This window comes from Ureibacillus sp. MALMAid1270 (genome assembly GCF_049202975.1).
In the GTDB taxonomy this organism is placed as follows: Bacteria; Bacillota; Bacilli; order Bacillales_A; family Planococcaceae; genus Ureibacillus.
In genome coordinates, this window is record NZ_JBMIRP010000093.1 from 1 (window position 1) to 15,457 (window position 15,457).

General features: G+C 33.8%; 13 protein-coding genes and 1 rRNA gene. 6 read left to right on the plus strand and 8 right to left on the minus strand.

Annotated elements, in window-relative coordinates:
* From ACOQFO_RS12605 to dnaA, 8 genes are all read right to left on the minus strand, one after another.
* Window positions 1-91 (minus strand): 16S ribosomal RNA (locus ACOQFO_RS12605); the annotation flags it as partial.
* Window positions 92-401: 310 nt separating this feature from the next.
* A complete protein-coding gene (locus ACOQFO_RS12610) occupies window positions 402-1,493 on the minus strand; it encodes an HD-GYP domain-containing protein (RefSeq protein WP_421690021.1) in 1,092 nt (363 codons plus the stop codon).
* A 160-nt stretch (window positions 1,494-1,653) separates the two neighbouring features.
* Window positions 1,654-4,164: a DNA gyrase subunit A gene (gene gyrA, locus ACOQFO_RS12615; protein WP_421690022.1), complete on the minus strand. Its 2,511-nt coding sequence runs from the start codon at window positions 4,162-4,164 to the stop codon at window positions 1,654-1,656.
* 25 nt (window positions 4,165-4,189) lie between these two features.
* Window positions 4,190-6,118: a DNA topoisomerase (ATP-hydrolyzing) subunit B gene (gyrB, locus tag ACOQFO_RS12620; protein ID WP_421690023.1), complete on the minus strand. Its 1,929-nt coding sequence runs from the start codon at window positions 6,116-6,118 to the stop codon at window positions 4,190-4,192.
* A gap of 187 nt (window positions 6,119-6,305) precedes the next feature.
* Complete coding sequence (gene recF, locus ACOQFO_RS12625) at window positions 6,306-7,418, minus strand: DNA replication/repair protein RecF (protein WP_421690024.1); 1,113 nt, start codon at window positions 7,416-7,418, stop codon at window positions 6,306-6,308.
* Window positions 7,418-7,645 carry a S4 domain-containing protein YaaA gene (gene yaaA, locus ACOQFO_RS12630; protein ID WP_421690025.1) on the minus strand — a complete coding sequence of 76 codons (228 nt, stop codon included), beginning with the start codon at window positions 7,643-7,645 and terminating at the stop codon, window positions 7,418-7,420. The genes recF and yaaA overlap by 1 nt, the downstream gene beginning before the upstream one ends.
* 157 nt (window positions 7,646-7,802) lie before the next feature.
* Entirely contained in the window at window positions 7,803-8,939 is a 1,137-nt protein-coding gene (gene dnaN, locus ACOQFO_RS12635) for a DNA polymerase III subunit beta (RefSeq protein ID WP_421690026.1), read from the minus strand.
* Window positions 8,940-9,108: 169 nt separating this feature from the next.
* Window positions 9,109-10,452 (minus strand): chromosomal replication initiator protein DnaA, encoded by a 1,344-nt coding sequence (gene dnaA, locus ACOQFO_RS12640; RefSeq protein WP_421690027.1) that lies wholly within the window; start codon window positions 10,450-10,452, stop codon window positions 9,109-9,111.
* Window positions 10,453-11,063: 611 nt separating this feature from the next.
* Between dnaA and rpmH the strand changes: the two genes are divergently transcribed.
* The 6 genes from rpmH (at window position 11,064) to mnmE (ending at window position 15,455) form a co-directional block, all read left to right on the plus strand.
* On the plus strand, window positions 11,064-11,198 hold the full coding sequence (rpmH, locus tag ACOQFO_RS12645; protein WP_004233310.1) for a 50S ribosomal protein L34: 135 nt from the start codon (window positions 11,064-11,066) through the stop codon (window positions 11,196-11,198).
* 103 nt (window positions 11,199-11,301) lie between these two features.
* Window positions 11,302-11,643 (plus strand): ribonuclease P protein component, encoded by a 342-nt coding sequence (gene rnpA / locus ACOQFO_RS12650; RefSeq protein ID WP_421690028.1) that lies wholly within the window; start codon window positions 11,302-11,304, stop codon window positions 11,641-11,643.
* A gap of 130 nt (window positions 11,644-11,773) precedes the next feature.
* Complete coding sequence (gene yidC / locus ACOQFO_RS12655; RefSeq protein ID WP_421690029.1) at window positions 11,774-12,544, plus strand: membrane protein insertase YidC; 771 nt, start codon at window positions 11,774-11,776, stop codon at window positions 12,542-12,544.
* Window positions 12,541-13,335: an RNA-binding cell elongation regulator Jag/EloR gene (gene jag / locus ACOQFO_RS12660; protein WP_421690030.1), complete on the plus strand. Its 795-nt coding sequence runs from the start codon at window positions 12,541-12,543 to the stop codon at window positions 13,333-13,335. Before yidC ends, jag begins: the two co-directional genes overlap by 4 nt.
* Before the next feature lie 157 nt (window positions 13,336-13,492).
* Window positions 13,493-13,699, plus strand: coding sequence for a hypothetical protein (locus ACOQFO_RS12665; protein WP_421690031.1), 207 nt, complete (start codon window positions 13,493-13,495; stop codon window positions 13,697-13,699).
* A gap of 370 nt (window positions 13,700-14,069) precedes the next feature.
* The gene (gene mnmE / locus ACOQFO_RS12670) at window positions 14,070-15,455 is read left to right on the plus strand and encodes a tRNA uridine-5-carboxymethylaminomethyl(34) synthesis GTPase MnmE (protein WP_421690032.1); all 1,386 of its coding nucleotides are present in this window, start codon (window positions 14,070-14,072) and stop codon (window positions 15,453-15,455) included.
* Window positions 15,456-15,457 lie beyond the last annotated feature (2 nt).

Genomic DNA, 15,457 nt, shown 5'->3' on the forward strand with positions numbered 1-15,457 from the left:
TTCAAAGCAAGCTTTAAAAGGTCCGCTCGACTTGCATGTATTAGGCACGCCGCCAGCGTTCGTCCTGAGCCAGGATCAAACTCTCCATAAAAGAAAATTTGATAAAGCTCAAATTTTTGCTGGCATCTTTATGATGTCCAAAATTGTGTTTCTATTATAGAAACTATTTATTCATTAACGTTTTGTTGTTCAGTTTTCAAGGTTCAATATTTCGTGTCACCTCTTGGCGACTTAATTATCATATCAATTTCATATAAAAGAGTCAACACTTTTTTATAAAATATTATAAATTTATTTTTCTAGTATAGAAAACATACGTTACTATTTAAATATAAAACCCAACTTTTTGCGGTTGGGTTTTTAATATTATTACATCTCTATTAATATGTCAACACAATCTATTAATTCGTTAAAATTCTTAGGATATATAAATTACGATTGATAGATAGATCAATGATTTCGCCAGTTTTAAGAGTTTTAATCATTGGTCGCGTTGGAGAGAATTTATTGATAAATAAGATTTCCCCACGTTCCATATTCGATAATTCAACTTTCATACCTATTGGTAAATCTACAACAATGCTCATTAAGGCTTGTACTACTTTAATATCAAATTTACCAAATTCACTTTCCTTAATCATTTCAACCACTTTGAATGGTGATTCTTTCGTGCGATAAATCCTTTCACTAGTCATCGCATGGAAAGTATCAGCCACTGCAATAATTTGTGAGAATGTTGATATTTGATCGTGCTTCAAACATCTTGGATAACCGCTACCATCTAATCGTTCATGGTGTTCAATAATTGCCTGCTTCATATTATCTTTCAAAGCAGGGTAATCTTTAACCATTTGATAGCTATAAATTGGATGTTTCCGAATCTCTATGTACTCTTGTTGATTTAGAGCTCCTTTTTTTTCACGAATATTTAAAGGAACTTTAGACATACCACTATCAGCTAGGGAACCAGCAATCGCCAATTGATAAACTGTGCCCTTATCATAGCCCAGCTTATGAGCCATTACTGCACTAATTAATCCTGTAGCAATACAATGATGATATATGTAATCTTTTAGATTCGAAAAATTATTTAATTCAAAAAATATAGTACGATTTTTTAATATTTCCTCTATTAAAGGTAATATGATTCCACGAATTTTAACAATGTCTATTTTTGCGGAAGACTGCCAATTTATAAATTCTTTTTTAAACTGCAATACAGCTTCTTGATAATAAGTTTTAAATGAATCTTCTACTACAATTGTCTCTACAACAGTTTTACTTCCTATTTCTTTGTCTGACTTATCCTTATCAATAATCCCATCTTTAAATACAAGCACCTTTGAAATTTCAAAAACTTTAAGTACATGTAGTATTTCTGGAGTAATAATTGTATTTTTTGCGATGATTGGGTGTTGTGTATTAGCAAAAATATCTTGTGCTACTGTTTTCCCTATATAACTTTCATCAATGTTTACGTAAGTAGCTTCCAAAGGTTCTCTACCTCCTTGATTATGGAATTAATGGTTAAATCTATTTAATATTATACTCTTTTGAATTTTATTAAAAAATATTACTAAGTTAGCATTTTACAAAAAAAGACTATAGAAATTGAAGTGAAATTCAATTTTCTATAGTCCTTTTGGAATATTTTTACTCTTCTTCTACACTAGAATCATCTAAACCTTGTTCATTTTCTGCTGATTCTACTGTTTCTTCATCAGTTTCTTCTGAATCATCTTTTTTCACTCTAGCAACAGTTGCTACAAGTTCATCTTCTCCTAGACGGATTAGTCGAACACCTTGTGTAGAACGTCCAATTACCGAGATATCATTTACGTCCATACGAATGATAATACCGTTGATTGTAATCAACATAATATCTTCCGTACCATCTACTGTTTTCACAGCACACATTGGACCATTTTTCTCTGTTATTTGAATTGTTTTTAATCCTACACCGCCACGGTTTTGTAAACGATATTCAGATTCTGGTGTTCGTTTACCATATCCGTTTTCGGTTACAACTAATATTTCTTGACCAGGTTCAACGATTTCCATTCCTACTACATAATCGCCTTTACGCAATTTAATACCGCGCACGCCGGCTGCAGTACGTCCCATTGTTCGGATATCTTCTTCTTTAAAGCGAATTAACATCCCATCTCTTGTACCAATGATGACATCCTTCGTACCATCTGTTAAACGAACAGAGATTAATTCATCATCATCATGCAACCCTACAGCGATCAATCCATTTTTACGGATGTTAGCAAATTGAGAAAGTGGAGTTCGTTTTGTAATACCCATTTTGGTTGTGAAGATAAAATAAGCATCCTCTTGATAAGATTCAGAACGAATCATCGCAGTTACTTTTTCATGCTTTTCTAAATTCAATAGATTTACGATTGGTAAACCTTTTGCAGTACGGCTATATTCAGGGATTTCATATCCCTTTGTAAGAAAGACTTTTCCTTTAGAAGTAAAGAATAGAATGGCATCATGTGTTGAAGTGAATAGTAAATGTTCAACAAAGTCATCTTCATTTGTTCCCATTCCTTGAACTCCACGGCCACCACGTTTTTGACTTCGATAAGTATTGGAAGCAAGTCTCTTTATGTAACCATTATGAGTTAAAGTTACAACCGAATCTTCACGAGGAATCAAATCCTCATCTTCAAGCATTTCCATACCGCCAGCAGTGATTTGTGTACGACGTAAATCATTATATTTTTCTTTAATCTCGCTTATTTCATCGCGAATAATTTGAACTAGTTTTTCTTCATCGGCTAAAATCTCTTTTAACTCGCGAATCAATACTTGAAGTTCATTATATTCATTTTCAATTTTTTCGCGTTCCAATCCGCTTAAACGAACAAGACGCATATCTAAAATTGCTTGTGCTTGTCGTTCACTTAAATTAAAGCGTTCCATTAACACTGGTTTTGCTTCATCACCAGATCTAGAAGAACGAATAATGTTAATAATTTCATCAATATGATCTAAAGCAATTCGTAACCCTTCTAAAATGTGGGCACGATCTTCAGCTTTTCGTAAATCAAATTGAGTTCTACGAGTGATAACAATCTTTTGGTGTTCTAAATAATGATATAAAACTTCTTTTAAGCTTAAAACTTTTGGTTGGCCATTTACTAAAGCTAGCATATTGACACCAAAGTTAGATTGCATAGCTGTATGTTTATATAAATTATTCAGAATTACATTGGCATTGGCATCTCTTCGAACTTCCATTACGATACGCATACCACGTCGGTCAGATTCATCTCGTAATGCTGTAATACCGTCAATTCTCTTATCACGAACTAATTCAGCAATTTTCTCAATTAATCTTGCTTTGTTCACTTGGTAAGGAATTTCGTTAACGATAATCATTTCTTTCCCGTTTGGTTGTACTTCAATTTCAACCTTAGCACGTACCGTAATCGTACCACGCCCTGTTTCATACGCACGACGAATTCCACTACGTCCCATGATAACCCCACCAGTAGGGAAATCAGGTCCAGGAATAATTTCCATTAACTCTTCAGTAGTAATATCCGGATTTTTGGATAATGCTATTACTGCGTCAATTGTTTCACCTAATTGGTGTGGGGGAATATTCGTTGCCATCCCAACTGCAATACCAGATGCTCCGTTTAATAATAAGTTCGGAATTCGGGCTGGTAATACAACAGGTTCTTTTTCATTACCATCATAGTTATCTTGATAATCAATTGTATCTTTATTGATATCACGTAACATTTCCATCGTAATTTTTGAAATACGTGATTCTGTATAACGCATAGCAGCTGCGCCATCACCATCGACAGAACCAAAGTTCCCATGTCCATCAACTAACATATATCGATAACTAAAATCTTGTGCCATACGTACCATGGCATCGTAAATGGAGGAGTCACCATGAGGGTGATATTTCCCCATTACGTCACCTACGATACGTGCACTCTTTTTATATGGTTTATCTGAATAGTTTCCAAGTTCATGCATTCCGTATAAAATACGTCGGTGTACTGGTTTTAAACCATCTCGTACATCGGGTAATGCTCGAGAAACAATAACACTCATTGCATAATTTAAAAATGATGTTTGTACTTCTTCACTAATTTTTATCCCTTTTACTCCAGAATGTTCATTTTCCGCCATTAGGATAACCTCCCTTCAAAAAAGTTTAAATATCTAGATTTTGAACATAAACTGCATTTTCTTCGATAAAGTGTTTACGCGGTTCTACCTCATCCCCCATTAAGTCTTGGAAGATTCGATCTGCCTTCATCGCATCATCTAACTCTACTTGAAGTAAAGTACGATGTTCAGGATCCATAGTTGTTTCCCAAAGTTGCTCAGCGTTCATTTCACCTAAACCTTTGTAACGTTGTACGATCGGTTTTGGATTTTGAGGTAAACGTCCTAAAATCTCTTGCAGCTCATCATCTGAGTAACAATATTCCACGTGCTTACCTTGTTTTACTTGATAAAGAGGTGGTTGAGCAGCATATACATAACCTGCTTCAATTAACGGACGCATGAAACGGAAGAAGAATGTAAGTAATAATATACGAATATGTGCTCCGTCAACGTCGGCATCAGTCATAATAACAATCTTATGATAACGTGCTTTTTCCAAATCGAATTCTTCACCAATACCTGTACCAAATGCCGTAATCATTGCACGGATTTCTGCATTTGATAAGATTCGATTTAAGTTTGCTTTTTCTACGTTAAGGATTTTACCGCGCAGTGGCAAGATAGCTTGGAAGTAACGATCACGACCAGATTTTGCTGAACCACCAGCAGAGTCACCCTCTACAATATAAATTTCAGATTCCTCTGGATTTGTTGAAGTACAGTCTGCTAATTTACCAGGCAAACTTGATATTTCTAAGGCTGATTTACGACGAGTAAATTCACGAGCCTTCTTTGCAGCTAAACGTGCACGTGAAGCCATCATCCCTTTTTCAACGATTTTACGAGCTAGGGATGGATTTTCTAATAGGAATCGTTCAAATCCTTCAGAAAATAAAGAATTCGTAATTTGGCTTACTTCGGAATTTCCTAATTTCGTTTTAGTTTGACCTTCAAATTGTGGATCTGGATGTTTAACGGAAATAACTGCAGTTAATCCTTCACGAACATCTTCACCAGTTAAGTTTGAATCTGAATCTTTTAATAATCCTGATTTTCGAGCATAGTCATTAATCACACGAGTTAATGCCGTTTTAAAACCGGACTCGTGTGTTCCACCTTCATACGTATTAATGTTATTGGCAAACGAGTAAATATTTGAAGAGTAACCTTCGTTATATTGCATGGCAATTTCTACTGTTATGCCATCTTTTTCACCCATGACATCAATTGGTTCATGAGTTGGCTCTTTACCCTCGTTTAAATGCTCAACATATTCACGTATACCGCCTTCGAAATAGTACGAATCAGATCGTACTTCTTCTCCGCGCTCATCAGAAATTGTAATGCGAATACCTCGATTTAAATAAGCAAGCTCTCTAATACGAGTAGCTAAGATTTCATATTCAAATACTGTTGTTTCTCTAAAAATCTCAGCATCTGGTTTAAAGCGTGTAGTTGTTCCAGTTTCATCAGAGTCACCAATTACTTTTAATGGCTGAATTGTTTTACCACGTTCAAATTTTATAGAGTGAATATGTCCATCACGTTTTACATAAACTTCAGTTATTTCAGATAGAGCATTAACTACTGAGGCACCTACACCGTGTAGTCCTCCAGAAACTTTATAACCTCCACCGCCGAATTTACCACCTGCATGTAATACAGTCATGATAACTTCGACGGCAGGCATTCCCATCTTTTCTTGTATACTTACTGGAATACCACGTCCATTGTCTTCAACTCGAATCCAGTTATCCTTTTCAATAGCAACGACAATTTCAGAACAATAACCAGCTAAAGCCTCATCTATACTATTATCAACGATTTCCCAAACTAAATGGTGTAAACCTTTAGAGCTTGTTGATCCAATATACATCCCTGGGCGCTTACGAACTGCTTCTAACCCTTCTAATACTTGTATCTGATCAGCATCATAAGATTGTTGAACTTTTCCATCTTCTAAAGCCACCATATTCACCTACTCTTTCAAACTTAGTATGTGTAAAATTTACAAAGCTTTATCAATATAACTAAAACTTTCTATTTTCCACTTTTCAAACAATAAATCTATCCATGATTCTAACTTGGAAAATTTCTCCCATAACCATTTGCGATGGTCAAATATCAACTCATCGTCGAGAATACATCCACTATTTATCTTAAAATTCAATTGTACCTTGTTTCACATGAAACATTTTTGCATGTTGAATCGTTTCATGATGAATTCCGTCTGTACTAGTCGTTGTTACAAATGTCTGAACTTCACCTTGAATTGTATTTAGTAAATGTGATTGTCTATAATCATCCAGCTCAGACAACACATCGTCCAATAATAATATTGGCGTCTCTTTTGTTTCCTGCTTTATTAATTCAATTTCTGCAAGTTTTAAAGATAACGCAGTTGTTCGTTGTTGTCCTTGTGAACCGAATGTTTGAACGTTGTAATCATTTACAAAAAATTGCAAATCATCACGATGAGGACCTATTAATGTAACGCCGCGTTCTATTTCTTTTTGTTTTACTTCAGATAGCTTTTTTTTCAAAAATTCTGCCATCTCATCGGAAATCCAATTAGGATCTAAACCTGTAACCGGGCAATATTTAATTATTAATTTTTCAAGTCCTCGTGAAATTCCTGAGTGTATTTTTTCAGCCCATTCTTGTAAAAGTTCAACAAATTTAAATCTTTTACGAATAATTTGGACAGCCGATTGAATATATTGCTCAGTATAAATATCAAAAAGCATGTCGTTATTATTTAACTTGCCTTGATTTGTTTTAAGGAGATGATTTCTTTGTTTTAGTATTTTTTGGAAAGTTAAAAGGTCATGTAAATAAACAGGTGATATTTGACCAATCTCCATATCTATAAAACGTCTTCTAACTTGGGGACTTCCTTTTACGACATTCAAGTCTTCAGGAGCAAACATTACGACGTTCATTTGCCCTATATAATTACTTAACTTTGGTTGTTCAAGGTGATTGACTTTCCCTTTCTTACCCTTCTTAGAAATAGATAATTCCATAGGGAAGCTACCATATCGATTTTGTACATCACCTTCTATTTTACCATAGTCTGTATCCCAACGTATCAATTCTTTGTCATTAGTTGTGCGATGTGACTTTGCCATAGCTAAAACATAAATTGATTCCATCACGTTTGTCTTACCTTGTGCGTTTTCACCGATAAAGACATTAATTTTTGGGGAAAATTCTAAGTTTAGTGATTCATAATTTCGATAGTTTGTAAGTTGTAAACGTTCAATAATCATTAAATTTCTCCGTTCTTGTTTACAATCACATAACGGCCATTACCAGGTATGTTAATAACGTCTCCATGATATAGTTTACGGCCACGGCGATCGTCAACTTCGCCGTTCACATAGACATCATTTTCATGTAAAAACCATTTGGCCATACCACCTGAACTAATTGAATCAGTAAGCTTTAATGCTTGTCCTAACGTGATAAATTCAGTATCAATTACAATTTCATTCAAGCTGTTTCATCCTCCGATTTACAATACATCTATCTTTATATGATACCTAATTTTTTAACTTTACGCCAAGATTAGACAAAAGAAACCATTAAAATTTATTAAAAATTAAAAAAAAGATAGCCGATTTCTAATCGACTATCATAAATAACTTATTAGCTTAATATGTTCTAACAGGTAAGATTAATTGAAGTATTGTATCGTCATGAACAGAACGTATAATAAATGGTCTCATAGCACCTGCAAATTGAATGACAACATCTTGTCCATCAATCGCTTTTAATGCTTCCATCATGTATTTTGCACTAAATGAAATTTTTAAATTTTCTCCCTCAAGAGACTCAACTTGAATTTGCTCTTCTACTTTACCGATTTCAGGAGAGTTAGAAGAAATTTCGACAATATTTTCATCGAGTGTTTCAAATCGTACTACATTATTTCGATCTTCACGTGCTAATAGTGAAGCACGGTCAATCGCTTGTAATAAGGATTTACCATTAATCGTAATATTCGTTTTGAAATCATCTGGAATAAGACGAGATGTATCAGGATAATTTCCTTCAAGCAAACGAGAGAAAAATAAAACATTTTCAGCTTTAAATAATACTTGTTGATTTGTAATAACGATTTGAACTGGTTCTGTAGATTCACCAAGAATTTTATTTAATTCATTTAAGCTTTTACCTGGGATTACTACTGAAGTAACATCAGTTGGTAATTGTTCAAGTTTTGTTTTTCTACGAGCTAAACGGTGACTATCTGTTGCGACACAAACTAATTCTTCGCCTTGAATGTTCCAATTCACCCCTGTTAATACTGGGCGACTTTCAGAAGTTGCTACAGCAAATACTGTTTCACGAATAATCGATTTTAATAAATCAGCTGGGATTGAAAATTGTCGATCCATCGTAATTTCAGGAAGTAATGGATATTCAGTTGGATCTAGACCAATTAAGTGGAATTCTGATTTACCAGAACGAATATGTGTTTGGAAACCATTTGTAACTTCGATTTCTACATCATTTGTTGGTAACTTACGAACAATCTCATTAAACATTTTTGCTTGTAATACAATGGAGCCTGTTTCACTAATGTTAATTAACTGATCACCGTTTTCTTCAATCGGAATAAATGTTTGGATTGTTATATCCGCATCACTACCAGTTAACCTCATTCCCTCTTTAGTTACATCGATTTTTATCCCTGTCAAAATTGGAATCGTCGTTTTAGAGCTTACGGCTTTCATGACATCATTTAACGCATCCAACAATCGGTCTCGCATAATATCAAATTTCATTCATAATACCTCACTTATTAATTTAATTATTTTAAAAGATTTTAATAGATATAGTAGTAGGCACTGTGGATTTGTGGATAAGTCTGATTTCCCTTTAGAAATACAAACTATCCACATGTTTATAACTTGTTTATAAGATTGTGTGAAGTTACATTAATTATCCACAAGCTTATTTTCCTAACATACTACGAATTTGTTTCATATCTTGTTGTATCTGTTGATCGTCTTTTAATAATTTGGCGATTTTTTCATGAGCATGAATGACAGTTGTATGATCACGGCCTCCAAACTCCTCCCCAATTTTCGGTAAAGAGAAGTCTGTTAATTCTCGAGACAAATACATAGCTACTTGTCTTGGAAACGCAATTTGTTTGGTCCTACGTTTTGCCGCAAAGTCCTCTAGTTTTATGTGATAATGCTCCCCTACAGCTTGCTTAATATCAAGAATAGTAATAATACGTGGTTTTGAATTAGGGATTATGTCCTTTAATGCTTGTTGGGCTAATTCTGCTGAAATATCTTGATTTACTAATGAAGAGTAAGCCACTACTCGTATTAAAGCTCCTTCTAATTCACGAATATTCGTATCAATTTGATTAGCAATGTAATGCATTACTTCATTCGGAATATCTAGGCCATCTGCTTTCGCTTTTTTACGCAAAATCGCAATCCTAGTTTCTAAATCAGGAGGCGTAATATCTGTAATTAAGCCCCATTCGAAACGAGAACGTAAGCGATCTTCTAATGTAGGGATTTCTTTCGGTGGTCTGTCACTAGAAATGACAATTTGTTTTGATTCAGTGTGTAATGTATTAAATGTATGGAAAAATTCTTCTTGAGTTGATTCTTTTCCAGCAAGGAATTGAATATCATCTATTAATAAGACGTCTACATTACGGTATTTATTTCTAAAATCTACAGCTTTGTTGTCGCGAATTGAGTTAATAAACTCATTTGTAAACTTTTCAGATGATAGATAAACTACCTTAGCGTCTGGATTATGCTCTAATACATAATGTCCTATTGCATGCATTAAGTGGGTTTTTCCTAAACCAACCCCTCCATATATAAAGAATGGGTTGTATGCTTTTGCAGGTGCTTCAGCTACTGCAAGCGATGCAGCGTGGGCAAACCGGTTACCCGCACCAATTACAAATGTATCAAACGTATATTTAGGATTTAGCATCCCGGCAGAGCTATCATAATGCTCTGTATTCTTCGCTTGGATAATTGGAGCTGGTAATTCAAAGTCATCATCATCCTGATCTTTTTGAACAACAAATTTAATCAACAAGTCTTCACCCGTTAATTCAGATAAAATGCCCGCGATTAAATGGACATAATGGTTTTCTAACCAATCGCGAGCAAACGAATTTGGGGCAGCAATAATTACATTCGACCCTTTATAAGAAAGTAATTTTGTTGACTTTAACCACGTTTCAAAGCTTGGTTTTGAAATTTTTTGTTCAACTTGAGCCAGGACATTGTTCCATAATTCTTCTAAATGTTCCAAGCCTTCGTCTCCTTTACTAATATTAAATTAAATTAATTTCCATTATATTTTTTCAAGTATTACACAAAATCACATACTGTGGATAACTATTATCCATATCTAGTGCAAAACTTTGTCCACAGGTTATTAACAATTGTGGATAAATAAAATCCATTCAAAATATTCCACAAGGGAAAACATAATAATCGTATCAAAAAAATATAGTCATTTCAATAGCTGAAGAAACTTATCCACAAAACGTATATTTATGCACTCTGTAGTTTTCCACAAGAGGTTGGTATGTGTAAAAAGTGTGATTAAGTCTTGTGGATAAAAAAATGGGACAAATTATTATCCACACGGGGTGTTTATATATTTCTAAACATTTGTGGATAATTGAAAAAGCACATGTCATAATTCAATGATTGACACTAGCACTGAATTTTATATATAATATTTAAGTCTGTATGTTGAATAGAGATTTAACTTCATTGCCAAAATGGAGTTTATAGCCATAGGCGCAGTGTTCATACTATTAAGAGACGTGTGTTGATCATACGTGAGAAAAATAGTGACGATGATTACGCTAAGGCGAATTGAATTAAAAACTTTCATCTGGAGGTGTTATATATATGAAACGCACATACCAACCAAAAAAACGTAAACACAGTAAAGTACATGGTTTCCGCGCACGTATGAGTACTAAAAACGGTCGTAAAGTATTAGCTGCTCGTCGTCGTAAAGGAAGAAAAGTATTATCAGCATAAGTCCACTGAGCTTCATCAGTGGTCTTTTTTTCTTTCATGTGGTTTAACTTTTAAGGAAAGCGTTACCATTGTATATCTGAAGCTAGGTTAGGTGATTAATCATATGAAAAAACGTCAACGAGTTAAGAAAAATGAGGATTTTCAAAAAGTATTTAAGCGCGGGAAATCTTTCGCAAATCGCCAATTTGTAGTTTATTGTTTGCAAAAAGAGGGACAAGATGAATTTCGGATTGGATTATCTGTAAGTAAAAAGATAGGTAAAGCTGTAACTCGTGTACAAGTGAAGAGATATATAAGACAAGTCTTTTTAGAATTAAAAGATCAATTAAGACAAGATATGGATTATGTTATTATCGCCAGAAATCCGGCGGCCACATTAGATTTTCATGAAACGAAAAAAAGCTTAGAACATGTGTTGAAAATCGCAAAGGTGATAAAAAAATAGTCAACTTTACTGTTTAAGTAGAAACAATAGTAGAGTGATTTTTCATCACATGGTAAAATAGCTAAAATATAGTGAAAATTCACTAATAAATATAGAGAAAAAATTGAATAGTGCTTTAGGAGGAAGAAGATTGAAGAAAAATCTTTGGGTGATTCTGTCACTTGTATCCGTAGTTCTACTACTTTCGGGTTGTACAGAATTTGATCAACCAATTTCATCAGAAAGTAAGGGCTTCTGGAATGAGTTTATCGTTTGGCCACTCGTTTCATTCATTAAACTCTTTGCAGATTTACTTGGATCTTATGGTCTAGGAATTATTGCTGTTACAATTATTATTCGTTTAGTAATTCTTCCATTGACGATTAAACAAGTAAAAAGCTCTAAAAAAATGCAAGAAATTCAACCTAAATTAAAAGAGCTACAACAGAAATATGCTTCAAAAGATGCTATTACTCAACAAAAGTATCAACAAGAGATGATGGCTCTAATGCAAACTGCTGGTGTAAATCCTCTTGCAGGATGTTTACCAATCTTAATCCAAATGCCAATCTTAATTGGTTTCTATCATGCAATCAGTCGTATGAATGCAACACCAGAATTATTCCCATTAGGAACGTTTTTAGTTTTCCCATTAGGTGAACCAAGTATTGTACTTGCAATCCTAGCTGGTTTAATCCAATATGTTGTATTAATGACAGGACCTGCAATGGACAATCCTCAAATGAAAGTCATGATGTACATCATGCCATTAATGATCGTTGGATTTGGTATCGTTTTACCAGCTGCCTTATCATTGTATTGGGTTGTCGGAAATATCGTTTCAGTAATTCAAAACCTTGCAATTTACAAGCCTTGGAATAAAAACAAAGAAGCTGCTACAACGGGAGGAGCAAAAAAGTGAAACAAATTACGCAAACAGGCGCGAGCGTTAATGAAGCGCTTCACTTAGCGTTACAGAAACTTGGGGTAACACGCGATCAAGTAGATGTTGAAGTTTTACAAGAAGGTAAAAAGGGATTTTTAGGTTTTGGTGCAAAACCTGCTGAAATACGAGTTACGGTAATAGAAGAAAAGCAAGAATTTGTTAAAGAAGAGTTACCAACTGTTCAAGATAAAATTAGTGAAGTAAATGAAACAAAAATAGAAGAAGTACAACCTATTGAAAAAGAATTAATCGAGCAAACAAGTGATGTAAACGAATCTGAAAGTCATGAAGTAGATCAACCAGAATCTACAGACGTTGATCCAATCGAAAAAGCAAAACAATATATTATTGATATTGCAAAAGAGATGAATATTCATGATTTAACAATTCAATCAGAATTTGAAGGGAAACGTTTATTATTTAAGCTTGAAAGTGAAAAAGCTGCATTATTAATTGGTAAGCATGGAGCAACACTAAATTCATTACAACAATTAACTCAGCTTGTGATTAATAATTACGCGAAAACGTATATTTCTTTAACAATAGATGTTGAAAATTATCGTGAGAGACGTCAATCTACATTAGAAGGTTTGGCTGATCGAATGGCTGATAAAGCCGTTAGGACTGGAAGAAAGGTTGCTTTTGAACCTATGCCATCCTATGAAAGAAAAATCATTCATAATGCATTAGCAAATCGAATTGATATTGAAACTTACTCTGAAGGAAAAGAACCAAATCGTTATTTAGTGATTGAACCTTTAAAGTAATTTAAAAACTAAAAGTTAGTAAGGCAAAACTATATTATGTAGTTTTGCCTCTTTTATTTAAAAATTTATGGTACGAAAAAATTGTCCTAACTAATACCTTTGGATTGTGATATTTTTTCAATAGAGTGGGAAATTTAGAATATCTATTGGAAAGATGATGGACGAAATTGGCGCCAATTCATCAACTTTAATAAATAAATCGCCGTTTGAAGTCTTTCCAAAAGAGCTAGCACAGTTAAAATATGAAAGTTACGAAAAAACATTTGCTGGGAATCGAGTAAATTATGAAATTGAGTTAAATGGAAAACTTATTTATGTGAATACTAGTCCTATTAAAACTGGATACGATTTCATAATACTCTAATATTAAAAAAGACCATTTGCTTGTAAATGGTCTTTTTAGTTTGATTTAATCTTCATTCTACCGAAAGTTTACATCCGACATACTTAGAATTATGTGCAATCACACATAATATTGAATAAGTCGTATACGGAGTTTGCAAGATTGGACATTTCTTGTTTTCAATTTGTACTCTTAAATTAAGTTATCCACATGTGGAAAACTGCTTTACTTCCACATTTTTTAAAAATATGTTACTCTAAATTGTTAGTAACTGTCGATCATGCTATTATCCTCATGTGGATAAACGTACTGTTAAATAAAAGTATTCGTTTGATATAGATGTGAATAAGTATTAGAAGTTGAATGTACTGATTTAGGAGGAATTAATAAAATGGAATTTGATACAATTACTGCGATATCCACGCCAATGGGTGAAGGAGCCATTGCCATCGTACGATTAAGTGGTGATGAAGCAGTAAAAATTTCCGATAAAATATTCAGGTCGCCAAGTGGCAAAAAATTAGCGGATGAAAAAACACATACAATCCATTACGGTCATTTAATTGATCCAACTACAAATGATGTAGTAGAAGAAGTAATGGTGTCATTAATGCGCGGACCAAAAACTTTCACTAGAGAAGATGTAGTAGAAATAAATTGCCATGGTGGGATTGTTTCTGTAAATCGAGTTTTACAACTTGTATTAAGAAACGGAGCAAGATTAGCAGAACCTGGTGAATTTACAAAGCGTGCCTTTTTAAATGGCCGAATTGATCTGTCACAGGCAGAGGCAGTAATGGATTTAATTCGTGCGAAAACAGATAGAGCAATGAACGTTGCTCTTGGTCAAATGGATGGAAAATTATCAAGATTGATTGGGGAGTTAAGACAAGCCTTAATTGAGACTTTGGCACAAGTGGAAGTAAATATAGATTATCCTGAATATGATGATGTAGAAGAAATGACAGTCCCAGTATTACTTGAAAAATGTTCTTGGGTGCATGAGGAAATAAAAAAATTACTACAAACATCGTCACAAGGGAAGATTTTACGTGAAGGCTTATCTACTGTAATATTAGGAAGACCAAATGTAGGGAAGTCATCATTATTAAATAGTTTGGTCCATGAAAATAAAGCAATTGTTACGGATATTGCAGGAACAACTCGTGATATTATAGAGGAATATGTCAATGTAAGAGGAATTCCACTTCGACTAGTTGATACAGCAGGTATCCGTGAAACAGAAGATATCGTTGAAAGAATAGGGGTAGAAAGATCCCGACAAGTTTTAAAAGAAGCGGATTTGATTTTACTTGTATTAAATGCAGCTGAAGAATTATCAGTTGAAGATGAGAGACTTTTTGAAACGATTCAAAATATGGATTTTATCGTTGTAGTTAATAAAACAGATTTACCACAGAAAATAGATCTAGATAAAGTAAAAGTGTTGGCGAATGGTAGAAAAGTGGTTACAACTTCATTGCTAAGAGAAGAGGGAGTAATTGAACTAGAAGAAGCTATTGCTGCACTGTTCTTTGAAGGACAAATTGAGTCAGAAGATTTAACTTATGTTTCGAATTCACGACATATTGCATTATTACATCAAGCGTTAGATACTATTAAAGATGCAATTGATGGTGCACAAAGCGGTGTTCCAGTTGATATTGTTCAAATTGATGTAACAAGAACGTGGGAAATTTTAGGTGAAATAGTAGGAGATACAGTACAAGAAAGTTTAATCAATCAATTGTTCTCTCAATTTTGTCTTGGAAAATAAAT